This window comes from Microbacterium hydrocarbonoxydans (assembly GCF_011752045.1).
In the GTDB taxonomy this organism is placed as follows: domain Bacteria; phylum Actinomycetota; class Actinomycetes; order Actinomycetales; family Microbacteriaceae; genus Microbacterium.
Genome location: NZ_JAAKXW010000001.1, coordinates 1,678,116 through 1,702,580 on the forward strand (window position 1 = coordinate 1,678,116; position 24,465 = coordinate 1,702,580).

The window sequence follows — 24,465 nt, forward strand, 5'->3', positions numbered from 1 at the left end:
AGGAGCCCTCATGAACCTCATCGACACCTTCCAGAACCTCGTCGCTCAGGTCCCCGACCTCGTGCAGCCGCTCATCGTGGCCCTCGCCGGGGCCGTGCCGTTCATCGAAGGAGAGGGCGCGGTGGCCATCGGCGTGATCGGCGGCATCCACCCCGTGATCGCTGCGGTGGCGGCGATGGCGGGCAACTTCCTGTGCGTCGCCGTCCTCGTGCTCGCGAGCTCGGGAGCACGAGCCGCGATCGTGAACCGCAGCCGCGCAGGCCGGCCTGTGCTCGCCGGCGCCGCCGGAAGCACCTCCGTCCCTGCGGAGGACTCCGGCCGCGGCGCGGCGCGGCGCGAGAGGTTCCAGCGCGCCTTCGAGCGATACGGCGTCCCCGGGGTGAGCCTGCTCGGCCCGCTCCTGCTGCCCACGCAGTTCACCGCCACGATGCTCGCCGCCGCCGGCGTCGGCCGCGCGCGGATCCTCTTCTGGCAGGCGATCGCCATCATCGGCTGGACGACCCTGGTCGCGATCATCATCGGCGGCGCGGTGTACGCGATCCACTGATCCCCGAGAACTCACGGATGCCGCTCCGTCTGAGGTAGTCTCACTACCCACCGGCTCCACGGATCCGGCGACAGGAAGCAGAGCACTCCATGGACGATTCCGGCGAGCTGAACGACGCTCAGCTGCTGCGCCGCAGCCGTCACGGAGACCGCCACGCGTTCTCGGAGCTGTGGCGACGGCACGCCCCCATCGCGGTGGCCTACGCGCGCAGCCTCGGCGCTGCACCGCCGGACCCGGAGGATGTGGTCTCCGAGGTGTTCCTCCGCATCCTCCACCTGCTGCGCACGGGCAAGGGACCGGAGGACCGCTTCCGTCCGTACCTGCTCACGACCGTGCGGAACACCTGGGTCTCCGCCTCGCGGCGCGCGCCGGTGACGCTGTCGATCGACGACGCGGAGCATCCGGTGTCGAGCGTGGGCGCGATCGACATCGAGGCGATGGCGAACTCCGCGACCATCGCCGAGGCGTTCAGCTCGCTTCCCGAGCGCTGGCAGCACGCCCTGTGGCTGAGCGCGGTCGAGCAGCTGCCGCCGCGCACGATCGCGGAGGTGCTCGATCTGCGGCCCAACTCGGCGGCCGCCCTGACCTATCGAGCCCGCGACGCGCTCCGCAAGGCGTGGATCCGGGCTCATCTGCGCCAGGCGCCTGCGGGTACCGAGCACGCCCGTGTCATCGAGCTGCTCGGATCCTACGCGCACGACGATCTGTCTCCTCGCTCCGAGCGGCTCGTGACGGCCCATCTCGGCGGCTGCGCCGACTGCCGCGCGGCCGCCGGCGAGGCGCGTCATCTCGCCCGCGCCATGACGCTCGGCCCGCTCCTGGCCGGCGGCACCGGCCTGGTGATCGCACCTCTGCTGTTCCCCGCGGATCAGGTCGCGGCGACCACGCTCACGGCCGCTCCGGGTGTGACCGGCTGGATGGGCGTACACGCTCCGATGCTGCAACCCGCGGCGGATGCCGCCGGGCACGCGAACCCGCTGCTCTGGCCGGTCGCCGCCGCGGCGGCCGTCGCCCTGTCTGTGAGCGGAAGCATGTTCGTGCGCCCGCCGTCGGAGCCGGTCGCCCTCGAGGCGCTGCGCCCGGCCCTGGTGCTGCCTTCACCGGCGCCTCCGGCCACCGTGCCCGACCCTGTTCACGAGTCCGATCCCGTGACGCAGGATGCCGTCACGCCGCCGGCCGTCGTCGCGCCGACGCAGCCTCCCGCCCCGAAGCCGCAGCGAAAGGCGAAGACGATCCCGACGCACCCCGTCGGCGTGCCGTCCTTCGTCGAGGACCTGCTGCACGGTGTGGCGGACGCGCCTTCCGCGAAGACGGACGATGAGAGGTTCAGCCCCTACGCCGTCGACGAATCCCTCATCGAGGCCTTCGCCTTCGCCGAAGGGTCAGCCGACGCGGAGGACGAGGCCGGCGGCCCCTTCCCCTCCATGAACGCCGCGAAGACGTCGAACGCATGGGAGGACGTCGCGACCATGACGCTGAGCGTGGCGATCACCGCGGACACGGTCGGGAGCGACATGGACCCGGCGAGGATCGCGCCCTCCGCATCGGAGGCGGGGCCGCCGCCGTGGTCCGCTGAAGGCTCGACGGCGGGTGCCGCCGGACCGCCGACCGAACCCGCCGACGCGCCTCCCGGGCTGGACGGTCTGCTCCCCACCGCGTTCGCCGGGAAGGATCTCCCGTTCAGCGAGAAGGATCTCCCGTTCGGCCTCGGCGACGAGAACGAGAAGCCCGGACGCTGACCGTCGCCGCGCCCGATCAGACCAGCTCGCCGACCAGCTTCTCGATGCGCGCGCGGATCTCGTCGCGGATCGGGCGGACGGCGTCGATCCCCTGCCCTGCCGGGTCGTCGAGCTTCCAGTCCTCGTAGCGCTTGCCGGGGAAGAACGGGCAGGCGTCGCCGCATCCCATCGTGATGACGACGTCGGAGGCCTGCACGGCCTCGGTGGTCAGCACCTTCGGCTGCTCGGCGGTGATGTCGATGCCGAGCTCGCTCATCGCCTCGACGGCGATCGGGTTGATCCGGTCCGCGGGCATGGACCCCGCTGAGCGCACCTCGATGCGGTCGCCGGCGATGTCGCGGAGGAACCCGGCGGCCATCTGGGAGCGACCGGCGTTGTGCACGCAGACGAAGAGGACGGAGGGCTTGGCGGATGCTTCGGACATGATGCTCCTTGTCGATCTGATGGTCGGTGAGTCAGCGGATGAGGTCGTCGAGGAGGACTCGGACACGGGCTGCGATGTCGTCTCGGATCGCCTCGACGCCCTCACGGGAGGCGAGGGCGGGATCCCCGACGGCCCAGTCTTCGTAGCGCACTCCGGGGATCACCGGGCAGACGTCGCCGCACCCCATCGTGACGACGACGTCGGCGGCGCGCACGGCATCATCCGTGAGGGGCTTCGGGAAGCGATCCACGGCGCGATCCCCCTCGATCTCAGCGAGGATCGATCTGACGTGCGGATGGATGATGTCGGCCGGACTCGATCCCGCCGAACGTGCGACGACCTTCCCGTTCGCCAGCCGGTTCACCAGCGCCGCCGCGAGCTGTGATCGTCCGGCGTTCGCGACGCAGACGAAGAGCACCTGCGGCGCGGAGCTCTCACGATCGCGGGTGAGATCGGCGAGCCGCTGACGCGCGAATCGCTCGGTGAGCGGGACGAGCGCCCCTGTCGCCTTCGCGGTCCTGGCCAGAGCGGTGTACGACTCACGCACCACACCGAGCACCGTGGCCCGGTCGAGCTCGGGGATCTCCGCCGCGAGCTCCTCCGCCAGCCGCGTGATCCGCGCGTCGAAATCCGGTCGCGCGCCGGCCGGCTCGTCCCTGCGCCAGGGCGCGGCCAGCGTCGCCGGGGCGAACGAGTCCAGCAGCGCCGTGACGGCGCCACGGAGGCCGGGGTTGATCCGATACCAGACCCACGTTCCGCGCCGCTCGGAGGTCAGCACCTCGACCTCTTTGAGGACCTTCAGATGGTGCGACACCGTGGGCTGGGACACCTCGGACAGCTCGGCCAGATCGCACACGCACGACTCGCCGCGGGGGTCGGCGGCGATGGCGGAGAGCATCCGGAGCCTCAGCGGATCCGAGAGGGCCTTGAGGGTCTCGGCCACCTGCCGGGCCGCGTCTTGGCCGATGGCGTGGGTGGCGACGGGGCTGCACTGCTCCGGCGCGGCCGGCAGAGCGTTCATGTGGAATCCTCTCGGGGCGGGTCGGCGATGCTCAGGCGAGGAGCGACTCGATCCGGCCGGCGATGACCGGCCGGGGATGAGCTCCGATGAGCGCGTCCACGAGCGCCCCGTCGCGGTAGAAACCGAGAGTGGGGATGGACGTCACACCGGCAGCGGCGACCGTCTCCGGGTTCTGGTCGGCGTCGACCTTCACGATCCTGACCCGGCCTTCGTACTCCGAGGCGAGCTGCTCCAGCAGCGGCGCCACCTGGCGGCAGGGGCCGCACCAGGTCGCCCAGATGTCGACGACGACGGGGACCTCCGAGTCGAGCACCTCCGCCTGGAACGAGGCGTCGGTGACGGCGGTGAGCGTGCTCATGTCCAGACCTCCGGATCCTTCTTGCTTCGATGTGCTTCTATATTGACACACACCGAAGCAGCGGAGAACGGAGCGCGGATGTGTTCACCCGATGTTCACCGGAGCCCTGCCGATCTGGAGGACGGACGGCACGGCGCAGCATCCGCCCGCCGCGGAGTCGAAGTCGCCCGCGCCGCCGCACACCCCGGTCGCGGGGAGTTCGAGCTCGTTGCGCGCGGCCGCCTCATGGTCGCCGGCGAGATGCGCTGCGACGCTGCGGACCTGCTCGAACCCCGTCAGCGCGAGGAAGGTCGGCGCCCGGCCGTACGACTTCGCGCCGACGATGAAGAGACCCTCCTCCGGCTGCGCGAGCTGCCGCGCCCCGGTCGCCCCGACGGAGCCGCAGGAGTGGATGTTCGGGTCGATGTCGGCCGCGATCCCCGCCACGGCCTCGAGCGAAGCGTCGAGTTCGGTGCGCAGCTCGCGGAGGATACCGGTGTCAGGGCGGAAGCCGGTGAGCGCGTAGACGTGGTCGATGCCGGCGATCTCGCGCCCGTCCTCCGCGCAGATGCCGAGCCTGTCTCCCTGCTCCCGGAACTCCGCGATCCGGAAGCCGGTGACGACCTCGACCACGCCGGACTCGATCGCCTTGCGCGCCCGTGCCCCGAGAGCGGCCCGCTCGGGCAGGCCGTCGCCCGCGCCGCCGCCGAACACGTTCGCGGCGCTGCCGCGGCGCAGCAGCCAGGTCACGCGCGTGCCGGGAGCGCGGCGAGCGAGCTCGCTGAGCCGGAGCACCGCGTGCGTCGCGGAGTGCCCCGCGCCGACGACGGCGACGTGCGAGCCGGCCAGGTGGGAGACGTCGTCCGGAATGCGGTAGGAGACGCGATCGGCGGCCGCACGCTCCCCGATCGCGGGATGCCCGTCGGCGCCGGCCGGGTTCGGACTCTCCCAGGTGCCGCTCGCATCGATCACCGCGCGCGCCGGCAGGCGGCCTTCGCCGCCCTCGGCGTCCCTCGTGTGCACGACGAAAGGCTGCGCCCTGCGTCCGACGTCGACCACCTTGTCCCGCCCCTGCCGGGACACGCCGGTGACCGTCACGCCCAGGCGGATCCGGTCACCGAGAGCCGCAGCGAGCGGCGCGAGATAGTCGCGCACCCACTCGCCTCCGGTGGGGTAGCCGGATGCCGGCGCGGTCCATCCGGTCGGCTCGAGGAGCCGCCGGGCGGCGGCGTCGGTCAATTCCGGCCATCCGGAGAACAGGCGGACGTGACCCCACTCGGACACTGCGGCGGCGGCATCCGCACCCTGCTCGAGGACGACGACGTCGACGCCGCGCTCGACGAGATGGGCGGCGGCGGCGAGGCCCTGCGGACCGGCGCCGATGACGGCCACGGGAAGATCGGACATGACACTCCTCGGATTGAAGTTCTTCGATACGAACACTGTCGGGCATCTATCGAAGAATGTCAATACGTGCGAGACTGAGGGGGTGAACCTCCTCGCGACCATCGAGACCGGCGCCGGCTGCTGCACGACGCCGCCCGCCCCGCGGATCGCCGACGACGACGCCGAACGCATCGCGCACGTCTTCAAGGCCCTGGGCGAGCCGACACGGGTCAAGCTCCTCTCGCTCATCGCGGCCGGGGAGAACGGCGAGGCGTGCATCTGCGATCTCACCGAGCCGGTGGGCCTGTCGCAGGGCACGGTGTCGCATCACATGAAGCTGCTCGCCGAGGCCGGGCTGGTGACGCGCGAGCAGCGTGGCAAGTGGGCGTACTTCGCGATCGCCGAGGGCGCCATGGACGCCGCCGCCGCATCGCTCCGCGCGATCTGAGAGGCGTCTCACCTCCTAGACATCAGCCGCGCTCACGTCAACGCCCTCCCCCGCAGACGGCGTCCGCCCGTAGCTTCGACGCATCCAGCCGGACGGAACCACCGAAGGAGCGGGACATGGACAGCAGGAACACCGTGCAGCACGGCGAGTACACGTCATATGCCGGAAGCGCCCTGCAGAAGGGCGCCCTCCTGGCCGGGATCGCCTTCCTGATCGTCGGCGTCGCTGGATTCATACCCGGACTCACCACCTCGGCGGAGCACCTCGCCGGCGCGGGCGCGGCCTCGGAGGCACACCTGTTCGGTCTCTTCCAGGTGTCGGTCCTGCACAATGTCGTGCATCTCGCCTACGGCGTCGCCGGCATCGCATCGGCGGTGCGCGTCGCGGCGTCCCGGATCTATCTGGTGCTCGGCGGCGTCGTCTACCTGCTCGTCTGGGTGTACGGGCTGCTCGCGGTGGCCAACGAGGCGCTGAACCTCCTCCCCGTCAACCATGCCGACAACTGGCTGCACCTGGGCCTCGCAGCGGCCATGATCCTGCTCGGGGTGTTCCTCCACGGCGAACCCCGCCTGTCCAGGACCCGGGCCGCGGCTCAGGCGGACGGCTCGAAGTAGAGGTGCGCGTGCAGCGCGCACCTCTCGTTGAAGGCCGCGCCGCATCGTGGGCATCCGCTCGCGCCGAGGTACTCCACGATCGCGAGCTCCGCACCGCAGGCCCCGCACAGCACGGCCCTCGTGCCGCGCTCGGCGACCGGCCACTGACGAGCCGGATGGCCTGCCGCCTCCTCGTGGCACCGGTGGCACGGGTAGTAGTCCCCGCAGCAGGCGAAGCGGATCGCAACGATGTCCACCGGCGTCCGGTAATGGACGCAGCGCGTCATGCCGTCGATCACGGCGCCGAGAACGGGCGGGCGGATGCTCCGAGGCTCATCGCTCATGGGTCCATCCTCGCCCGGATCTGAAAACTGATCAGCTGATCAGGTGCTCAGCGTCAGTGTTGCCGAACAAACGCTTGACAACGGACGTGTTAACGCTACGTTTGTACAGCTTTCTCCTATCGGCAACGACAACGACAACGACAACGACAACGACAACGACAACGTGCGACGGAGGCTCATCGATGAGCGAGACCCTGGAGACGACCACCCGCCCCGACACGCTCGCGAAGGGACGGCTCGGCACCTTCGACATCGTGTTCTTCGTGGTGTCGGCCGCCGCCCCGCTCACGGTCGCCGCGAGCTCCGCGCCCCTCGCCTTCCTCGTCGGCGGCATCGGCGCCCCCGGAGCAATGCTCGCCAGCGGCGTGGTGCTGATCCTGTTCGCGATCGGCTTCACCGCGATGTCACGCTACGTGCGCAACACCGGCGCGTTCTACGCCTACGCCGCCGCCGGGCTCGGCAAGCCGATCGGCGTCGGCGTCGCGTTCGTGACGATCGTCGCCTATGCGTTCCTCTGCATCTGCTTCTACGCCCTGCTGGGCTTCTACGCGAACCTCACCGCAGCGCACCTCCTCGGCATCGACCTGCCCTGGGGCGTCTGGGCCGCCGTCTCCGTGCTCGTCATCGGATTCCTCGGCTACCGGCGCATCGACGTCGGCGCGAAGGTGCTCGCGGTGCTGCTCACCGCCGAGATCACGATCCTGCTGATCATCTCGATCGCGGTGATCCTGCAGAACGGCCCGGCGATCGGCGAGGCGACCGTCGCCTCCTTCGATCCGCGCAACGTGTTCCTCGCCGGCGGGGCGAGCGCCCTGTTCGTGTTCGGCTTCGGCGCGTTCCTCGGGTTCGAGGGCACCGTCATCTATGCCGAGGAGGCCAAGCGGCCGTCGCGCACCGTCCCCCGGGCCACATACATCGCCATCGCGTTCCTCGCCGTCTTCTACGCGTTCACCTTCTGGTCGCTCACGGTCGCCTTCGGCGCCGAGGGAGTCATCGAGATGGCGAACTCCGAGAACTTCGAGGAGATGATGTTCGTCGCGGGCGAGAACGCGCTCGGCGCCTGGGCGGCGGTGGTGTTGGAGATCCTCATCGTCACGAGCTTCTTCGCCTGCACCCTGGCATTCCACAACGCGTGCTCGCGGTACCTCTTCTCCCTCGGCCGCGAACGCCTGCTTCCCGCGCCTCTCGCGCGGACCCACGAGCGGATGCGGTCTCCGCATGTCGCGAGCCTCACCCTCACCGTCGTCTGCCTGGTCGCGATCGTGGTCGCCGCGCTCGCCGGCGCCGATCCTTTCACCGGCCTGGGGCTGTGGGCGTACGCGATCGGCACCGCGGGCCTCATCTTCGCCCAGGGCGTCGCCGCGATCTCCGTGATCGGCTTCTTCCGGCGGGATCGGCGCGGCCACGGCGTGTGGACCGTGCTCATCGCTCCCGTGCTCGGGGCGATCGGGCTGCTCACGGCCTTCATCGTCATCGCAGCCAACTTCGAGCTCGTGTCCGGCATGACCGGACCGGTCAACGGCATCCTGCTCGCCACCGTCCCGCTCGTCTTCGCCGCCGGGATCACGGTCGGTATCGTCATGAGACGGCGCTCGCCCGAGCGCTACGCGGCCCTGACCCAGAGCATCAGGGTCGTGGCATCCGATGAGGAGAGCGACTGATGGCGGCGAAGAGCGAACAGCGCAAGCGCGACCTCGTGCACGCGACGAGCCGGGTGATCAGCGAGAAGGGCCTCTCCGGCGTGAGCGTGCGCGCCGTCGCGGAGAAGGCCGACGTGAGCTTCGGCAGCGTGCTCTACCACTTCGAGAACTTCGACAACCTCGTGGAGTCCGCGATCCGCGGCGCGATCGACGAGTTCATCGACCGCCGCCGGAAGATCGCCCAGGAGCACAGCGATCCGGTCACCCGGATCCGTGCGTTCATCGAGGCAGGCATCCCGACGAAGATCAGCGACGATCTCAAGGTCGTCTACGAGGCCTCCGCCTCGGTCCGCGTCCAGCCGCGCTATCAGCCGCTCATGGAGCTGCTCAGCGAACGGCAGGTCGCCCTGTACGAGACGACGATCGAGGTCGGCGCCGCGCTGGGGGTGTTCCGGCCGCGGATGGACGTGCTCGCCCTGGCCACGAACCTCGTCGCCCTCGAGGACGCCTACGACCTGTATCTGCTCACCCCGGAGAACGGCCGCCACCGCGACCGTTACCTCCGCAACACCCTCGCCTTCGCCGAGGTCGCACTCGACTGCGCTCTCACGGAATCCGACGGCGAGGCCGGAAAGGACTCCGCATGACCGCTCCCGTCCGCGCCCGCGACCTCGGCGTGCCCTTCGACGGCGAACCCGGCCCCTGGAACGCGATCACGGATGTGCCGGGCCTCGAGGTCGGCTACGAGACGATCGTCGCGGACGAGCCGGTCGTCGTGCGCACCGGCGTCACGGCGATCCTCCCCCGCGGCAGGGCGAATCCCGGTGGCGCCTGCGCGGCCGGGATCGCCGTGCTCAACGGCAACGGCGAGCTCACCGGCCGCAGCTGGATCGACGAGGCCGGTCAGTTCCAGACGCCGATCGCGATCACCAACTCGCACGCCGTCGGCGCTGTGCACCGCGGGATCGACGCCTGGATGGCGGAGAACGACCCCGTCACGGCGGCCCAGTGGATGCTGCCGGTCGTCGGCGAGACCTGGGACGGCTACCTCAACTCGATCAACGCGGATGCGGTGACGCCCGAGCACGCCATGCGGGCGCTGAGCGGTGCGGCCTCAGGACCGATCGCCGAGGGGAACGTCGGCGGCGGCACCGGCATGAACTGCTACGGCTTCAAGGGCGGCACCGGCACCGCCTCCCGCGTGGTGCGCTCCGGCGAGCGCTCCTGGACCGTCGGCGTGCTGCTGCAGGCGAACTTCGGGTCCCGCGCGGAGCTGCGGATCGCCGGCCGTCGTCTCGGGCCGGAGTCGGCGGCGCCGAACCCGATGGAGACCACGGACTGGTTCCAGCGCGACACGGCGTCCGGGGCGAAAGCGGTGGCGGGGGCCGGCAGCGTCATCGTGATCGTCGCCACCGATGCGCCGCTCCTTCCGGATCAGTGCCGCGCCCTCGCGCGTCGTGTGCCGCTGGGGCTCGCCCGCACCGGCACCACCGGCAGCCATTTCTCCGGCGACATCTTCCTCGCGTTCTCCACGGCGAACGCCGAGGCGCTGGCATCCCGGATGGGCGCGGACGAGATCGAGGTCGATCGCCTGGAGCACGTGTCCTGGGGCAGCATCGATCCGTTCTTCGCGGCCGTCGTCGAGGCCACGGAGGAGGCCGTGGTCAACGCGCTCGTCGCCGCGCGCGACACGATCGGCCGCGAGGGGCACACGAGTTTCGCGCTGCCGCACGACGAAGTGCGGACCGCGTTCGCCGGCGCCTGAGCACAGCGGGCTAGCCTCCGCCGCCCTTCCCGGAGTCGTCCTTCTGGCCCTTCCTCTCATCGCCCTTGCCGCTGTTCCCCTCCGAGTTCCCCCGGTCGGAGTTCCCGGGCCCGCTGTCGTCCTGCTGTTCGATGACATCCACCGGGACCTGCTCCACGGGGGCGGGCGGCGCGGGATCCGCCTGCGGCGGCGGCACACGCTCGAAGGGGAGCACGATCGCCGCCTTCGCGGCAGGCGGGTCCGGGGCGGCAACCGCCCAGGCTCCGGCGACGCCGGCGCCCGCGAGGAGAAGCGCGGCGAACGCCGCGACGAGCATCCGTCGTCGGGTGGGCGGTGCGGACGCAGGGCCGGATGCCGTCGGGAAGACCAGCGTCGCTCCCGAGCGCGCGCCCGGTTCCTCCCCGGATGACCCCGCCTCGATCTGCGCCGGCACCGCCTCACCGGCCGGCGGAATCGCCCGCAGCGCGGCGGCCACCTCCTCCGCCGAGGGGCGCTCCGCGGGGTCGATGCGCGTCATCGACGTGAGCAGTCGCACCCAGTCCGGCCCCAGGCTCTCCGGCACGGCAGGCGGTGCGGAGAGCCGCACCAGGGCCGACTCGACGCTGTTGCTCAGCGGATACGCCGCGCGGCCGCGGAGCGCCTCGATGAGCACGAGGCCGAGCGCGTAGATGTCGACGGCCGGGCCGAGCTCCGCGTGGCGGAGCTGTTCGGGCGCCATGTACGCGGCCGTGCCCACGATCATCTCCGGCTTCGTCTCCGGAGACGAGTCCACCGGCCCGGCCGACTCGACGGCGCAGGCGATCCCGAAGTCGGCGAGCTTCGCGTGCCAGTGCTTCCCCGGCCGCTCCGGCCTGATCAGCAGCACGTTGGACGGTTTCACATCGCAGTGCACGATGCCCGCGCGGTGCACGACCGCCAGCCCCTCCGCCAGATCGCGCCCGATCCGGGCGACGGCGTCGGACGGCAGGGCGCCGTACGTGAGCTGCGCGGCCAGCGTCGGCCCGTCCACGTACTCCATGACGAGGTAGCGCACCGGACCGGGGTCGACCTTCGCGTCGAACAGCGTCACGAGCGCCGGATGGCTCAGCGGCGCGAGCAGCGCCTTCTCGGTGTTCGCCTGCCCGGCGGGGAACCTGGTCTCGGACTCGCTGCGGAAGAGCTTGACCGCCACCGTGCGCTCGAGCAGGGTGTCCTCCGCCTCGTAGACGGATGCCGCGCCGCCCCGTCCGATGCACGTGATCAGACGGTACCTTCCGTCGAGCAGCGCCTCGGACGTGGGGGCCTCCTCGGTGAGCATCCTGGGTCACCCTTCCGCGCGGGCTTCCCCGCGCTCAGAGGAGACGCTAGGTCCCGGATGCCGCTCCGTCACCGGGCTTGACATCGGGCCGACATGCGCTCGTGCCGCGCGTGCACCACGGCGGCGCGTCCGGACCCCGTACGGTGGGTCGCATGGCGCTCGTCCTCGTCACCGGAGCATCCGCGGGCCTCGGCCGCGCCACCGCCGAGGCGCTCATCCGCGACGGGCACCAGGTCGTGGTCCACTCCCGCAGACCGGACCGGCCGGTCGATTCCGCCCTCCGCGAGGGTGCCCGCGCGACGGTGTTCGCGGATCTCGGGGACGCACGGCAGGTCGGGGGTCTCGCCGGCGATCTCGCCGCTTTCGGCCGCTTCGACGCGGTCATCCACAACGCCGGAGTACTCGAGGGTCCGGACGTGTTCGCGGTCAACCTCGTCGCACCGTACCTGCTGACGGCGCTGATGCCGCTGCCGAGACGGCTGATCGTGCTGAGCAGCTCGATGCACCTGAACGGATCGACCGAACTGAACGGCCTCGACTTCGCGACAGCCGCGCGCCGGAGCCGGGCCTACGACGACTCGAAGCTGTATCTCACCGCGCTGGCGATGGCGCTGGACGGCCGGTACCCCGACCTGCTGGCGCACGCCGTCGACCCGGGCTGGGTGCCGACCCGGATGGGAGGCCCCTCCGCGCCGGACGACCTGGAGGACGGGAACCGCACGCAGGCCTGGCTCGCGACCGCGCCTGAATCCGAGATCCTTCCCCGGTCCGGCGGCTACTGGCACCACCGCACACCGCGCCGCGCGCACCCCGCGGCGACGGATCCCGGCTTCCAGCGGGCCCTGATCGATCTGCTGGAGGCCCAGACCGGCGTCGCGCTCCCCGAGTGACCGTGCGACGGCGGGTCCCCCCTCGCGCTAGCCTCGATCTCAGGAAAGGACCGATCCTGAGATGACTGCCGACGCTCCCTCGCAGCGCCCCGAATCCGCCCGCGAGGCAGGCAGGGCCCGCGTCATCACGCTGGCCCGCATCCTCCTGCCCACCTGGGACGGCTCGCTGAGCGCACTGACCGCGGAGCTGAGCCGGGAGGCCGGCATCCGCGAGGTCGCCTTCCGCGCCCTCTTCCCGGAGGACCGCGACCTCCTGCGCGCTGTGGACCGGGAGCTTCTCGAGGAGTGCGCGCAGCGCCTGCGTTCCGCGGCCGAGCACTTCGACCCGGCCGCGCACGGCGACGAGGAACCCGAGGTCGCCCTCTCCGTGGCTCTCGCCGAGGCCCGGCCGCTGGACTGGAACTCCCTGACCATCCGTCTCCGCGAGCGCCAGCTGGCGACCTCGACGGGCATCCGCAGCGAAGACGTCATCGCCTCCGAGAAGGCGTTCCTGCCTGCACTGCTGGAGGCGTTCGAACTGCTCCTCGCGCGCATCGGCCGGTGCTTCGCGTGGCAGCCGGCGCTCGGCGTGCGTGTCGTGATCCTCACCTACGAGCGCTCGTTCGAGTCGTGGGTGCTGGCCGGCGGCAACGAGCAGTCGTTCTCCGAGTCCCCGTACGTCCGGCAGACCCTGCCCGCGCTGCTGCTGGGCGTGAGCAGGCCGCTGGCGGACGAGAGCATCGCGGACGGCGACGCCGACCGTCAGTCGCGGTAGTCCCAGTCGGCGGGGAGCTGGATCGGCATGCTGTCCGGCATCCGGGCCCTGCTCTCGTGCTCGACGGTGATGACGATCCGCGATCTCGCCGAGACGAGCACGCTCACGAGCTCCTCGCCGTCGGAGAGATGCACGAACCGTGGTTCCGACCGCGCGGCCTCCTCGATCTCGGCCATGAGATCGACGAGGTCCCGATCACGATCCAGCAGGAAGCGCTGGCCGTCGATCTCGACGTGCGTGCTGGTCTCCGCTGCTGCGCTCGTCATGTTCCTCACGGTATGCCTCGCTCCGTCGCCGCGGAAGGGGTTGCGCGGCGAGCGCGATGCTGATCTCGATCAGATGAGGGCGGCCTCCTCCGCGAGCCGCAGCGGGGGCACCCGCGTCGGCTCCGGAACCAGATAGAGCCCGCCCGGGGAGCTGGCCGTGAACGCCAGCGCCTCGATCCAGTCGCGGTTGATCGACGGGGCGCGACTTCCGCTGTACTTGAACACCAGCGAGCTGCCCGCGTGCACCCAGACGGTCGTGCGGCCGCCGCCGACGCTGGCGTCTTCCCGCCACGTCAGGCCGAACGGCTCGCCGCGGCGGAGTTTCGCCGTCATCACCAGCTGCAGATGGGTGAGAGCCCGATCCTCGATCTCGGTCTTGACGCCACCCTCATAGATGAACCTGCCCATGAGAAATCCTCTGTTCTGCCACGGAACCCGTGCCAAGAGGCGCGATCCGGATGATCGCCGGTGGTGACATCCACTCTGTCACGGATGCCGCCGGAAAGGGCCCCGATCTGTAGCGACCGGGGCCCGTCAAGCTGTGAGCACGCCCAGGTTGGGGGCGTACCGTCAGGACATGAACGCACAACTGAAGATCGCAGGGGAAAACCCTGAACTGCTGGGTCTCGGATCCGTCCTGGTCGGCTCGCTTCCCGCGACGCTGATGACGGATGACGCTCCGGACCGCTACACCGTCGAAGCGGTGTTCACGCGCAAGACCGATCGCGACGAGGTCGCCGCGATCCAGGGCAGCGAGACGCGCGCCCATCTGTCCGCGAACGGATACCCGACCGTCGAGCTGCACGTCGCCGATCGTCGTCTGGAGATCGCGAACACCAACCTGGAGGAACTCCGCGACGGCCTCGCTGCCGTCATCGCGGAACGGCTCGCCCAGATCAGCGCCGCGCTCATCGCGGAGCGCGAGATCGCAGCGCACCGATTCCAGGATGCCTCGGATCGCGAGCACGAGCGCACGGCTTCCGTCGCCGCCCTCGCCGAATCCGTGACGTTCACCCGTCGCCCCGCGGATGCCGCCTCCGACGACACCGCACGGCTGGACGACTGGGTCGAAGAAGGCGGTGCCCTCCGCACGTAGGGCCCGCCGGAGAGAAGTCATCATGGACGACATCCGTCCGACGATCCGCACCCGTCCCCGTGACGGGGCCGCACGCGGATCGAGCACCTTCACCGAACTCGCTCAGCAGGTCCGCGCGCGGGGGCTGATGCGCCGCCGCTACGGCTACTACTGGACGAAGCTCATCGCCGCGCCGCTCGCCGTCGCGGTCTGCCTGGTCGCGTTCATCTGGATCGGCGACACCTGGTGGCAGCTGTTCACCGCCGCCGTCCTCGCCGTGGTCTTCACCCAGATCGCGTTCCTCGGGCACGACGCCGCGCACCGGCAGATCTTCGTGTCCGGCCGCTGGAACGACTGGATCAGCATCGTGCTCGGCGATCTGCTCGTCGGCATGAGCTACGGATGGTGGCAGCACAAGCACACCCGCCACCACGCCAACCCGAACAAGCTGGGCTCCGATCCCGACATCGAGCTCCCTGTCATCGCGGTCACCGCGGAGACGGCGTCGAAGCATCGGGGCCCAGTCTTCACGTGGCTGCGCTCGCACCAGGGGCTGCTGTTCTTCCCGATCCTGCTCTTCGAGGGCCTCTCGCTGCACGCCTCGAGCGTGCGGCGCGTGTTCACGCGGGGACGGCTGGAGCGGAGATGGGCGGAGATCGCCTTCCTCAGCATCCGGATGATCGGCTACCTCGTGCTCGTGTTCATCGTGCTGTCCCCGGGCATCGCCTTCGTGTTCCTCGCGGTGCAGCTCGGGCTGTTCGGGTTCTACATGGGCATCGCGTTCGCACCGAACCACAAGGGGATGCCGGTCGTGCCTCGGGACATGACGCTGGACTTCCTCCGCCGGCAGGTGATGATGAGCCGCAACATCCGCGGGACGCGATTCCTCGACGTCGCCATGGGAGGGCTGAACTACCAGATCGAGCACCACCTGTTCCCGTCGATGCCCCGCCCGCACCTGCGCCGGGCGGCGCCCATAATCGAGGCGTACTGCCGCGAGCACGAGGTGCCGTACACGTCGGTGCGGCTGCTCGCCTCGTACGTGATCGTGGTGCGATACATCAACCGGGTGGGCCTCGGCGAGCGCGACGTGTTCTCGTGCCCGCTCGCGGATCAGCGCAGCTTCATCGGCGCTTCGTCGACCGGAGGGTGACCGACGCAGACGAGGAGAGCCTTCGGGCGGATGCCGATCCGCACCCGGACCACGAGCCCGAAGCCGTCTCCGTCGAGCTCGATGCCGTGCGGCGACTCGAAGCGCGCCTCGAGCCGGGTGCCCTGCGCATAGGCGAGCATGCGCAGGTCCGGCGCATCCCTGAGCAGGCGCCGGCTGAGACGTGACCGCCGCGCGATCCCCTGGATCGTGAGGCGGGTGCCGATGCGCGCCCAGCCGAATCGCCCCGTGGGCCGCATCATCACGACATCGAGGAGTCCGTCGTCGACGACGGCATCCGGGATCAGCAGCATGTTGCCGGTGAGGGTGCCGCAGTTGCCGACGATGATCGTGTGCGCGCGTGCCGACCTCACCCGGCCCTCGTCGATCCGGTAGTCGAGATGGAAGAGCCGGTTGGCGATGATCGAGCGGGCGATCGGGGTGACGTACGCGAACCAGCCGAGATGCCGCTTGGCGAGGGCGCTCGTGCGCTCCGCCATCTCCGCATCCAGGCCGATGCCCGCCATCACCACGAACACGCTCGTCCGACGCCGGCCCTCCTCGTCCTCCAGCTCGGCGACGCCGACGTCGACGGCCCTGGTCTCCCCCGAGAACGCCGCTGCGATGCACCGGTCGAGATCGCCCCGGGGAATGCCGAGGTTGCGCGCCAGCAGGTTGCCGGTGCCGGTCGGCACGAGGGCGACGGGGATACCGGTGCCGTGCAGCACTTCTGCGACCGCGCGGACCGTGCCGTCGCCACCGGCGACGATCACGACGGCCGGGTCGTCGGCCGCCGCGGCGTTCGCCGCGCTCGTGCCGGCGTCCTCCCGGCTGGTCTCGTACCATCGCGTGGCGGCCCAGCCGGCTTTCCGCTCCTGCTCCGCGACGGCGAGGCGGAGAGCGTCCAGGGAGCCCTGGACGGGGTTGTACACGACGGCCGCGCGCGTCACGAGAGCATCCCCGGAGCCCGACTCAGGTGCGCCAGGGCATGTGTTGCAGGGTCCACGTGTTGCCGTCCGGGTCGGCGAACCCGACGTACAGGACGCCGCCGAGGTCCTCGACCTCCCCGGCATCGACGCCGCGGGCGATGAGCCGAGAGCGGGCCTCCTCGATGTCGGCGACCACGAGGTGCAGGGACCGCAGCGACCCCGCGGGCATGTCGGCATGCGGAATCCCCGAGGAGAGCATGATCGAGCAGTACGAGCCCGGCGGGGTGAGCTGCACGAGCCGGACGCCCTCGGCGGGGCTGACGTCGAGATCGACCTCGAAGCCGACCTGATCGGCGTAGAAGGACTTCGCCCGGTCGATGTCGCTCACCGGGACCATGACGAGTTCGAGCAGGAGCGCACCGGGACTCACTTCAGCTGTTGCCATACCGCTGCCTTCCTCGTCGTGGCGGGGGACTTCAAGGGCGCGGGAGTCGCGGTGCCGGCATCCGCTCCGGTCCCGATGTACCGCACCCGCCTGCGGGGTCGCAACCCCCTTGTCACCCCGGACGAGAGGCTCTTAGCGTCGTCACCGCGGCGGCCTCGCATGGCCACTCGAGGGCGCAGGCCATCATTCGGGGCGCGGCCGTCGCAACGACGGCCGGCTGCCGCGATCCCCTTCCAGCCGCCGGCCGTCGTCTCCCCCCGGAATGACCGGCCGCCATTTCCTCCTGCAGCATGTCGAGCTGGAGCAGTTCGGAGAGCAGATCACCGGGCTCGAGGTCATCGGGCACCTGCATCCGTTCGGCGAACCGGTGGGTGCCGATGTGGTCTCCCGGTTCTACGATTCGCTGGGGAACACGCTCGACTACACCTACGAACTGGAGGGCGACACGCTCACCATCTGGGGAGGCCCGAAGGGCAGCCCCGCCTACTTCCGCGGGGAGTTCCGCGACGACGACCGGGTGATGGACGGCGCCTGGGTCTACCCCGGTGGCGGCGGCTACGACTCGACGATGACCCGGAGGTGATCAGCGGTCGTGCGAGGTCGGTGGCCGCGGTGATCTCTCGAAGATCTTCGTGACCAAACCGTTGCATTCGTTATCTCGCCGTTATAGAGTGATCGCACGGTGAATGTTTGCTGTGGCATCCACCTCATGTGATTGCAGGACACTCTTGGTGCAAGGGACAAGGGCCGGTCGGGAGCCTCTCCGACCGGCCCTTACTGCACGGTTCCCGCGTCGGACGTTCGCACTACGCTGGAGGACATGACCGATCGCAAGCTCGCCCTGGAGGCCTGGGAGAGCCTTTTCCGTGCCCAGCACGAGCTGTTCACCGAGATGGTCCAGGACTTCGACGACGCGCATCTGTCGCAGGCCGAGTACGACGTGCTGCTCACCGTCACGCGCGCCCCTGGCATGACCTCGCGGCTGCGCGATGTCACCGCGAACATGCTGATCAGCCAGCCCAGCGTCTCCCGGCTGATCGATCGCATGGTCACCCGCGGGCTGGTGTCCAAGTGCGCCGATCCCGACGACGGGCGCGGCGCCCTGATCACGGCGACGGATGCCGGCGCCAGGGCGTTCCGCACCCTCGCCACCGTGCACGGACGCTCCATCGCGCAGCGCATGTCGCACCTCGACGACGACGAGCTTCGCACGCTCCGCGACCTCGCCGAGAAACTCCGCCGCGGCTGACCGTTCTGACCGGCTCCGGTCGCAGTTCGGCACGGTCCGACCGCGTCAGACTGTGCCGGACTGCGACCGGAACGCGGATCGCGGTGCGCCGCCGGCATCCGATCGCCGGGCTCGGCACCCGGCGCCCCGCCTCGGCATGGGCACCTCTCACCGCCCCGATCGTCGTCGGCGTCCGCACCCATCTGGCAGGGTGGAGCCTGAACGCCCGTGCAACCGCACGCGCGCCGCAGACCGCCCCCTCGGGGGGAACCAGGGAGGTCATTCATGGAGATCGCCGGAATCGTCGGCATCCTCGTCATCGTCGGAATCGCTCTCGCCGTCGCCGTCGTCCTGCTGCTCGTCCTGCTGCTGTTCGCACGCAGCTGGATCAAGGTGGCCCGCGCCGACGAGGCCCTCGTCATCTCGGGCCGCAAGCAGAAGGTGCAGCGAACCGTGCTCGCGGCGGACGGCACCACGCGCGGGGAGACCGAGGAGTCGCCCGTCACGGTCATCGTGAACGGCAAGTCGCTGGTGAACCCGATCACGCAGCGCCACGAGATCATCTCGCTGCGCTCGCGCCAGGTCTCGCTCAACGCCGAGGCCCAGTCGCTCGACAGCGTCACCCTCAACGTCGACGGCGTCGCGATCGTGAAGATCGGCTCCGACCCGCTGTACGTGCGCCGCGCCGCCGAGCGCTTCGCCTCCCAGGACAAGGCCATCGAGCAGTTCACGACCGAGCAGCTCGAGGGTGCCCTCCGCGGCATCGTCGCCACCCTCTCCGTCGTCGAGCTGATGCGGGAGCGAAAGAAGTTCTCCGACCAGATCGCCGCCGACGTCTCCCAGGAGCTCGCCGAGCAGGGTCTCATCCTCGACTCGTTCCAGATCAAGGGCATCACCGACAAGGTCGGCTACATCCAGTCGCTCGGCGCCCCTGAGATCCAGGCGAAGCGCCAGGCTGCGGAGATCTCGCAGACGAACGCCGACCGCGCGATCAACCAGAAGAACATCGCCAACCAGGAGGCGAACCTCGTCGAGCAGACGGCCCTGGACACGAACACCGCGAACGCGAACGCCGGCATCGGCCGGGCGCGCGCCGAGGCGGAGCAGGCGGAGCAGCTCGCCCGCGCCCAGGCCGAGCAGGCCGTGCTCCAGCAGCAGGCCGAGAACAAGCAGGCCCAGCTGGATGCCGACGTGAAGCGCGTCGCCGACGCGCAGCGCTACGAGGCGGAGACCCGCGCGCAGGCCGAGCTGTACACCCGCGAGAAGGCGGCCGAGGCCGCCGCGATCGAGCAGGTCAAGCAGGCCGAGGCCCGCACCCGCATCGCCGAGCAGCAGGCCCAGGCCGACAAGGCGAAGGCCGACGGTGAGGCCGCAGCGGCGATCGCCCGCGCGACCGGTGAGGCGAACGCGCTGCGCGCCCAGGCAGAGGCCGAGGCCGAGGCCCGCCGCCTGCGCGCGAACGCCGAGGCCGACGCGATCCGCGCCGAGGGTGAAGCCCGGGCCGCCGCGGTCGAGGCCGAGGCGAAGGCCATCGCCTCCAACCAGGACGCCTTCCTGTCGCAGCGCGTCCTCGACGTGCTGCCGTCGATCATGGCGGAGTTCTCGAAGGGCTACGCCGCGATCGGCAGCGTCTCGATCATCGGCGGTTCCGGTGAGGACGGCGCCTCGAACGTCGTCGGCGCCGACAGCGCGAAGGCGCTGCGCTCGGTCTTCGACAGCGTGAGCTCGGCGACAGGCCTCGACCTCGCCGCGATCATCCAGGGGCAGGCCGTCGGCCGCGGCATCGGCGAGGGCGTCGCCCAGGCCGCCGCACCGGCGCGCGTACCGCACCCCACGACGCCGCCGCCGGCGGTCCCGCCGGCTCCCGCCGCGCCCGTCGCGGAGTAAGCACGACAGAACGGCGGATGCCGCGGCCGGACCGGTCGCGGCATCCGCTTTCTCGTCGCCGGTCGTTCCGCCTCCCCTTCGGTTCACAACTCCTCAGAATCGGCACTCCCCGACCGGCCGGCACGGCCTTCGCGTCGTATCGGCCACGGATCTGAGGAGTTGTGAACGCACGGTCGGCGACCCGGCAGACTGGAGGCATGCCGTCCGCCGCCTTCGACCTCGCCCGCATCGGCGCGGGGCTCTCCTTCGCGGCGGCACTCGACGACCTCCGCACCGCTCTCGACGCGAGCACGGCGGCCGTCGTCAGCGCACCGCCCGGCACCGGGAAGACCACGCTCGTGCCGCCGCTGCTCGCGTCCCGCTCCCCCGGCCGCGTGATCGTCACGCAGCCGCGCCGGGTCGCCGCACGCGCCGCGGCCCGCCGACTCGCCGAGCTCGACGGATCGCCGCTCGGGGAACGCGTCGGCTTCACCGTCCGCGGCGAGCGGGTCACCGGCGCCGAGACGCAGGTCGAGTTCGTCACCGCGGGCGTGCTGCTGCGGCGGATGCTCGACGACCCCGGCCTCGACGGCGTCGCCGCGGTCATCATCGACGAGGTGCACGAGCGCGCCCTCGAGACCGACCTCCTGATCGGGCTGCTCGGCGAGGTGCGCGAACTGCGCGACGACCTCGTGCTCGTCGCGATGTCGGCCACGATCGACGCGGAACGCATCGCCGCCGTGATCGGCACCGATGACGGCCCCGCCCCGGTCGTCTCCCACACCGTCCCGGCATACCCCCTCGAAGAGCGCTGGGCACCGAGCGCATCCCCGCGACTCGATGAGCGCGGCGTCACCCGGAGCTTCCTCGACCACGTCGCGGACACGGCGGCGTCCGCCGGACGGCAGCTGGTACGCGACGTCCCGTCGGCCGACGTCCTGGTGTTCGCCCCCGGAGCCCGCGAGGTGTCCGAGATCGCGCGCCGCCTCCGGCAGCAGGCCGGCGAGTTCGACGTCCGCGAGCTGCACGGGCAGATCCCGGCGGCTGAACAGGATGCCGTGATCCGGGGCCGCGGCGCCGAGGAGCCGCCGCGCATCATCGTCACCACGTCGCTGGCGGAGTCGTCGCTCACGGTCCCGGGGGTGCGCCTCGTCGTCGACAGCTGCCTCTCCCGGCATCCGCAGCGCGATGCGGCACGCGGCATGAGCGGCCTCGTCACCACGGGCTCGCCACGCTCCTCGGCCGTCCAGCGCGCAGGGCGCGCCACCCGCCAGGGCCCCGGCACCGTGATCCGCTGCGTCGACGAGCGCACGTTCGCGGCGGCTCCGGCCAGGCCCGCCCCGGAGATCGCGACGACGGACCTCGCGGATGCCGCCCTGCTGCTGGCCTGCTGGGGCGCCCCCGGCGGCACGGGCCTGCGGATGATCGACCCGCCGCCCGCCGACAGCCTGCGCGAAGCCCACGCCGTGCTGCGCGCGCTCGGCGCGATCGACGCCGACGGGCGCGCGACTCCGGACGGGCGCTCGCTGGCGCGCATCCCCGCCGATCCTCGTCTCGCCCGTGCGCTGCGAGACGGCAGCGCACTGGTCGGCGCACGGCTCGCGGCCGAGGTGGTGGCTCTGCTCAGCGGCGACATCCGCATCGTCGAGGCCGATGTCGCGAGCGCGATCGTCGCGCTGCGCAACCGGCGCGGACCGGATGCTCAGCGCTGGGCGCGCGAGGTCGCTCGTCTCCTCCGTCACGCCCCGTCCGACGCAGCCGCATCTCGGCAGGGCGGCCCCGACGACGCCGGGCTCGTCATCGCCCTCGCGTTCCCGGAGCGGATCGCCCAGCGGGTGGAGCGTTCCGCCGAGGGCGCGACGTTCCTGCTGGCATCCGGTACCCGAGCCGGCGTGGGCGCCCCGCTGGCGGATGCCGAGTGGCTGGCGGTCGCAGACGTCGCGCGGGCGTCCGGGCGGGCGGCCGCCGGCTCCGGCGCGATGATCCGCGCGGCCGCTGTCATCTCGGAGAGCCAGGTGGAGCGCGCGGCCGGCCACCTCCTCACCGACCGCGTGGAGGCGGAGTTCGCCGGCGACCGGGTGGTCGCCCGTCGCGAGCGCCGCGTCGGCGCCATCGTGCGATCGTCGGTGCCGGTGCGCGTGACCGCTGAGGAGGGTCACGACGCGCTGCGCCGGGCGATCCGCTCCCGCGGTCTCGACGTGCTCACCTGGTCGGATGCCGCCGAGGATCTGCGCCGCCGGCTGACCCTCCTGCACCGCGAGCTGGGCGCGCCTTGGCCGGATGTGTCGGACGGCGCCCTGCTCGATGCGGTCGACGACTGGCTCGGACCCGAGCTCGATGCCCTTGCGACCGGTGCCCGAGCCGAGCGCATCGAGCTGGCGCCGGCACTGCGCAGGATGCTGCCGTGGCCCGCGGCATCCGAGTTCGACGCCCTCGTGCCGGAGCGTCTCGAGGTGCCGAGCGGTTCACGTGTGCGGATCGCCTATCCGCCGCTCGACGACCCGGCGGCACGGCCGGTGGTCGCGGTGAAGCTGCAGGAGTGCTTCGGCTGGTCCGATACTCCGCGCCTGGTCGGCGGCCGGGTCCCGGTGCTGTTCCATCTGCTGTCGCCCGCGGGCCGTCCGCTGGCGGTCACCGGGGACCTCGCCTCGTTCTGGTCGGGCCCCTACGCGCAGGTGCGCGCCGAGATGCGCGGCCGCTATCCGAAGCATCCGTGGCCCGAGGACCCGTGGCAGGCGCCGCCCACCCGGCACACGGCACGGCGGGCGCAGGCCTGAATCAGTCCGTCACGGCGTGCGCCGGCGCAGGGTCAGCGAAGCCAGCACCAGTGCGCCGACCGCGAACGCCACCACGACGAGCAGCGGGCCGAACACGTCCCACCCCTCGTCTCCGGCGGCCACCGCGTTGATCGTGTCGATCGCGTAGCTGAGCGGCAGCCAGTCCGAGATCGCGTGCAGGACGTCGGGCATCTGATCGCGGGGCATGAAGAGGCCGCCGAGGATGATCTGCGGGAACACGAGCACGGGCATGAACTGCACGGCCTGGAACTCGGTCTGCGCGAAGGCACTGGCGAGCAGGCCGAGCGCCGTGCCGAGGAGCGCGTCGACGACGGCGACGAGACCCAGTTGCCAGAGCGGCCCGTCGACGTCGAGACCGCAGACGCCGACCGCGAAGGACACGGTGATCGCGGCCTGCAGCACGGCCATCAGGCCGAAGGCGAGCGCGTAGCCGAGGATGAAGTCGGCCTTGCCCAGCGGGGTCGTCATCAGCCGCTCGAGGGTGCCGGAGCGGCGCTCGCGCAGCGTCGTGATCGAGGTGATGAGGAACATCACGATGAACGGGAACAGCGCGAGGATCGCGCCCCCGAAGCGGTCGAACACGCCCTCCTGGTCGCTGAACAGCCAGGCGAAGAGGCCGACCAGCAGGCTCGGAGCGATGAGCATGAGCGCGACGGAGCGGTGGTCGTGGCGAAGCTGTCCGATCACGCGGCCCGCTGTGGCGAGCATCCGTCGTCCGTTCATTCCGGGGCCTCCTCGCGCTTCGCGCGCCGAGATCGCCGGGTGTCGCCCATGATCTGCCTGTCGCGTTCGATGAGGGCCAGGAACGCCTCTTCGGGGTCGGCCGTGCCGGTGTCGTCGAGCAGTTCCTGCGGTGTGGTGTCGGCGATGATGCGTCCGTCGCGCAGGAGCAGCAGCCGATCGCAGCGCAGCGCCTCGTCCATGACGTGGCTCGACACGATCATCGTCACGCCCCGATCGGCGAGCTCTCGGAACAGGCCCCACAGCTCTGCGCGCAGCACGGGGTCGAGTCCGACGGTGGGCTCGTCGAGGACGACGACCTCCGGGGATCCGATCAGCGCCATCGCGAGGGACACCCGCGACTCCTGGCCGCCGCTCAGCGACTCGACGAGCTGCCCCGCCTGCGGGCGGAGGCCGACGTCGTCGAGGACCCGGTCGACGTCACCCTTCGGAGCCTTGAGGAGAGCCGCGACGTAGGCGAGGTTCTGCCGGACGCTGAGGTCCCCGTAGACCGCAGCGCCCTGCGTGCCGTAGGCGACCCTGTCCCTCAGCATCCGCGAGCCGCCGGGGTGCCCGAGCACCGTCACGTCCCCCGAGGCGATCCGCTGCACGCCCACGATCGAGCGCATCAGCGTGGTCTTGCCGCAGCCGGACGGCCCGAGCAGTCCGGTGATCTCGCCGCGCGGGATCGTCAGGTCGATGCCGTCGAACACGTCGGTCTTCCCGCGCCGCACCCTGAGCTGCGAGATCTCCACCGCCGAGTTATTCATCATGTGATGAATTATGCGCTCGGGCGGTCGGCG

27 protein-coding genes are annotated in these 24,465 nt (G+C 71.0%); 15 read left to right on the forward strand and 12 right to left on the reverse strand.

Annotated features, from left to right (window positions below; genetic code table 11):
• Positions 1–10: 10 nt before the first annotated feature.
• Together G6G98_RS07855 and G6G98_RS07860 are read left to right on the forward strand one after the other, a co-directional pair.
• A complete protein-coding gene (locus tag G6G98_RS07855; RefSeq protein ID WP_164232765.1) occupies positions 11–547 on the forward strand; it encodes a small multidrug efflux protein in 537 nt (178 codons plus the stop codon).
• A gap of 89 nt (positions 548–636) precedes the next feature.
• A complete protein-coding gene (locus tag G6G98_RS07860; protein WP_164232763.1) occupies positions 637–2,286 on the forward strand; it encodes a sigma-70 family RNA polymerase sigma factor in 1,650 nt (549 codons plus the stop codon).
• Between the two features lie 16 nt (positions 2,287–2,302).
• On the opposite strand, the gene G6G98_RS07865 is transcribed toward G6G98_RS07860, so the two are convergent.
• From G6G98_RS07865 to G6G98_RS07880, 4 genes are all read right to left on the reverse strand, one after another.
• A complete protein-coding gene (locus G6G98_RS07865) occupies positions 2,303–2,710 on the reverse strand; it encodes an arsenate reductase ArsC (RefSeq protein ID WP_067348848.1) in 408 nt (135 codons plus the stop codon).
• A 31-nt stretch (positions 2,711–2,741) separates the two neighbouring features.
• Positions 2,742–3,731 (reverse strand): metalloregulator ArsR/SmtB family transcription factor, encoded by a 990-nt coding sequence (locus G6G98_RS07870; protein ID WP_067348843.1) that lies wholly within the window; start codon positions 3,729–3,731, stop codon positions 2,742–2,744.
• Between the two features lie 31 nt (positions 3,732–3,762).
• The gene (gene trxA / locus G6G98_RS07875) at positions 3,763–4,089 is read right to left on the reverse strand and encodes a thioredoxin (RefSeq protein WP_067348840.1); all 327 of its coding nucleotides are present in this window, start codon (positions 4,087–4,089) and stop codon (positions 3,763–3,765) included.
• An 84-nt stretch (positions 4,090–4,173) separates the two neighbouring features.
• Positions 4,174–5,475, reverse strand: a complete 1,302-nt coding sequence (locus G6G98_RS07880) for an FAD-dependent oxidoreductase (protein WP_067348837.1) — start codon at positions 5,473–5,475, stop codon at positions 4,174–4,176.
• A gap of 82 nt (positions 5,476–5,557) precedes the next feature.
• Between G6G98_RS07880 and G6G98_RS07885 the strand changes: the two genes are divergently transcribed.
• Both G6G98_RS07885 and G6G98_RS07890 read left to right on the forward strand, forming a co-directional pair.
• Complete coding sequence (locus tag G6G98_RS07885; protein ID WP_243842039.1) at positions 5,558–5,902, forward strand: ArsR/SmtB family transcription factor; 345 nt, start codon at positions 5,558–5,560, stop codon at positions 5,900–5,902.
• Between the two features lie 116 nt (positions 5,903–6,018).
• Positions 6,019–6,516, forward strand: coding sequence for a DUF4383 domain-containing protein (locus tag G6G98_RS07890; RefSeq protein ID WP_067348834.1), 498 nt, complete (start codon positions 6,019–6,021; stop codon positions 6,514–6,516).
• On the opposite strand, the gene G6G98_RS07895 is transcribed toward G6G98_RS07890, so the two are convergent.
• The gene (locus G6G98_RS07895; RefSeq protein WP_164232759.1) at positions 6,495–6,839 is read right to left on the reverse strand and encodes a CHY zinc finger protein; all 345 of its coding nucleotides are present in this window, start codon (positions 6,837–6,839) and stop codon (positions 6,495–6,497) included. The two genes, G6G98_RS07890 and G6G98_RS07895, sit on opposite strands and share 22 nt — an antisense overlap.
• A 182-nt stretch (positions 6,840–7,021) precedes the next feature.
• Between G6G98_RS07895 and G6G98_RS07900 the strand changes: the two genes are divergently transcribed.
• The 3 genes from G6G98_RS07900 to G6G98_RS07910 are packed head-to-tail and all read left to right on the forward strand — an operon-like array spanning position 7,022 to position 10,244.
• On the forward strand, positions 7,022–8,500 hold the full coding sequence (locus tag G6G98_RS07900) for an APC family permease (protein WP_164232757.1): 1,479 nt from the start codon (positions 7,022–7,024) through the stop codon (positions 8,498–8,500).
• Positions 8,500–9,126: a TetR/AcrR family transcriptional regulator gene (locus tag G6G98_RS07905; RefSeq protein ID WP_067348823.1), complete on the forward strand. Its 627-nt coding sequence runs from the start codon at positions 8,500–8,502 to the stop codon at positions 9,124–9,126. The genes G6G98_RS07900 and G6G98_RS07905 overlap by 1 nt, the downstream gene beginning before the upstream one ends.
• Complete coding sequence (locus G6G98_RS07910) at positions 9,123–10,244, forward strand: P1 family peptidase (protein WP_164232755.1); 1,122 nt, start codon at positions 9,123–9,125, stop codon at positions 10,242–10,244. Before G6G98_RS07905 ends, G6G98_RS07910 begins: the two co-directional genes overlap by 4 nt.
• 10 nt (positions 10,245–10,254) lie before the next feature.
• Here G6G98_RS07910 and G6G98_RS07915 read toward each other — a convergent pair whose 3' ends face one another.
• Positions 10,255–11,541: a serine/threonine-protein kinase gene (locus tag G6G98_RS07915; protein WP_164232753.1), complete on the reverse strand. Its 1,287-nt coding sequence runs from the start codon at positions 11,539–11,541 to the stop codon at positions 10,255–10,257.
• A 152-nt stretch (positions 11,542–11,693) separates the two neighbouring features.
• Between G6G98_RS07915 and G6G98_RS07920 the strand changes: the two genes are divergently transcribed.
• Together G6G98_RS07920 and G6G98_RS07925 are read left to right on the forward strand one after the other, a co-directional pair.
• Positions 11,694–12,431 carry an SDR family NAD(P)-dependent oxidoreductase gene (locus G6G98_RS07920; protein ID WP_067348812.1) on the forward strand — a complete coding sequence of 246 codons (738 nt, stop codon included), beginning with the start codon at positions 11,694–11,696 and terminating at the stop codon, positions 12,429–12,431.
• A gap of 61 nt (positions 12,432–12,492) precedes the next feature.
• On the forward strand, positions 12,493–13,185 hold the full coding sequence (locus tag G6G98_RS07925) for a hypothetical protein (RefSeq protein ID WP_067348808.1): 693 nt from the start codon (positions 12,493–12,495) through the stop codon (positions 13,183–13,185).
• On the opposite strand, the gene G6G98_RS07930 is transcribed toward G6G98_RS07925, so the two are convergent.
• On the reverse strand, positions 13,173–13,451 hold the full coding sequence (locus G6G98_RS07930) for a hypothetical protein (protein ID WP_067348804.1): 279 nt from the start codon (positions 13,449–13,451) through the stop codon (positions 13,173–13,175). The genes G6G98_RS07925 and G6G98_RS07930 overlap by 13 nt on opposite strands.
• 69 nt (positions 13,452–13,520) lie before the next feature.
• Positions 13,521–13,859, reverse strand: a complete 339-nt coding sequence (locus G6G98_RS07935) for an ATP-dependent DNA ligase (RefSeq protein WP_067348801.1) — start codon at positions 13,857–13,859, stop codon at positions 13,521–13,523.
• Positions 13,860–14,028: 169 nt separating this feature from the next.
• On the opposite strand from G6G98_RS07935, the gene G6G98_RS07940 reads away from it, so the two are divergent.
• Together G6G98_RS07940 and G6G98_RS07945 are read left to right on the forward strand one after the other, a co-directional pair.
• A complete protein-coding gene (locus G6G98_RS07940; protein WP_067348798.1) occupies positions 14,029–14,547 on the forward strand; it encodes a hypothetical protein in 519 nt (172 codons plus the stop codon).
• Positions 14,548–14,569: 22 nt separating this feature from the next.
• The gene (locus G6G98_RS07945; RefSeq protein WP_164232751.1) at positions 14,570–15,679 is read left to right on the forward strand and encodes a fatty acid desaturase family protein; all 1,110 of its coding nucleotides are present in this window, start codon (positions 14,570–14,572) and stop codon (positions 15,677–15,679) included.
• Here the strand turns inward: G6G98_RS07945 and G6G98_RS07950 are convergent.
• Both G6G98_RS07950 and G6G98_RS07955 read right to left on the reverse strand, forming a co-directional pair.
• Positions 15,640–16,626 carry a diacylglycerol/lipid kinase family protein gene (locus G6G98_RS07950; protein WP_243842040.1) on the reverse strand — a complete coding sequence of 329 codons (987 nt, stop codon included), beginning with the start codon at positions 16,624–16,626 and terminating at the stop codon, positions 15,640–15,642. The genes G6G98_RS07945 and G6G98_RS07950 overlap by 40 nt on opposite strands.
• Before the next feature lie 22 nt (positions 16,627–16,648).
• Positions 16,649–17,050 (reverse strand): VOC family protein, encoded by a 402-nt coding sequence (locus G6G98_RS07955; protein WP_067348788.1) that lies wholly within the window; start codon positions 17,048–17,050, stop codon positions 16,649–16,651.
• Between the two features lie 262 nt (positions 17,051–17,312).
• Here G6G98_RS07955 and G6G98_RS07960 point away from each other — a divergent pair, with 262 nt between their 5' ends.
• The 4 genes from G6G98_RS07960 to hrpB all read left to right on the forward strand — a co-directional run bounded on the left by G6G98_RS07960 (position 17,313) and on the right by hrpB (position 22,921).
• Positions 17,313–17,633 (forward strand): hypothetical protein, encoded by a 321-nt coding sequence (locus G6G98_RS07960; protein WP_208321438.1) that lies wholly within the window; start codon positions 17,313–17,315, stop codon positions 17,631–17,633.
• A 237-nt stretch (positions 17,634–17,870) separates the two neighbouring features.
• Positions 17,871–18,299 carry a MarR family winged helix-turn-helix transcriptional regulator gene (locus tag G6G98_RS07965; RefSeq protein WP_067348782.1) on the forward strand — a complete coding sequence of 143 codons (429 nt, stop codon included), beginning with the start codon at positions 17,871–17,873 and terminating at the stop codon, positions 18,297–18,299.
• Positions 18,300–18,563: 264 nt separating this feature from the next.
• Positions 18,564–20,165: a flotillin domain-containing protein gene (locus tag G6G98_RS07970; RefSeq protein WP_067348778.1), complete on the forward strand. Its 1,602-nt coding sequence runs from the start codon at positions 18,564–18,566 to the stop codon at positions 20,163–20,165.
• Positions 20,166–20,362: 197 nt separating this feature from the next.
• Positions 20,363–22,921, forward strand: a complete 2,559-nt coding sequence (gene hrpB, locus G6G98_RS07975) for an ATP-dependent helicase HrpB (RefSeq protein ID WP_164232749.1) — start codon at positions 20,363–20,365, stop codon at positions 22,919–22,921.
• Positions 22,922–22,930: 9 nt separating this feature from the next.
• Here the strand turns inward: hrpB and G6G98_RS07980 are convergent, their stop codons facing one another.
• Together G6G98_RS07980 and G6G98_RS07985 are read right to left on the reverse strand one after the other, a co-directional pair.
• Complete coding sequence (locus G6G98_RS07980) at positions 22,931–23,665, reverse strand: ABC transporter permease (RefSeq protein WP_164232747.1); 735 nt, start codon at positions 23,663–23,665, stop codon at positions 22,931–22,933.
• Positions 23,662–24,435 (reverse strand): ABC transporter ATP-binding protein, encoded by a 774-nt coding sequence (locus G6G98_RS07985; protein ID WP_067348769.1) that lies wholly within the window; start codon positions 24,433–24,435, stop codon positions 23,662–23,664. The genes G6G98_RS07980 and G6G98_RS07985 overlap by 4 nt, the downstream gene beginning before the upstream one ends.
• Between the last annotated feature and the right edge of the window lie 30 nt (positions 24,436–24,465).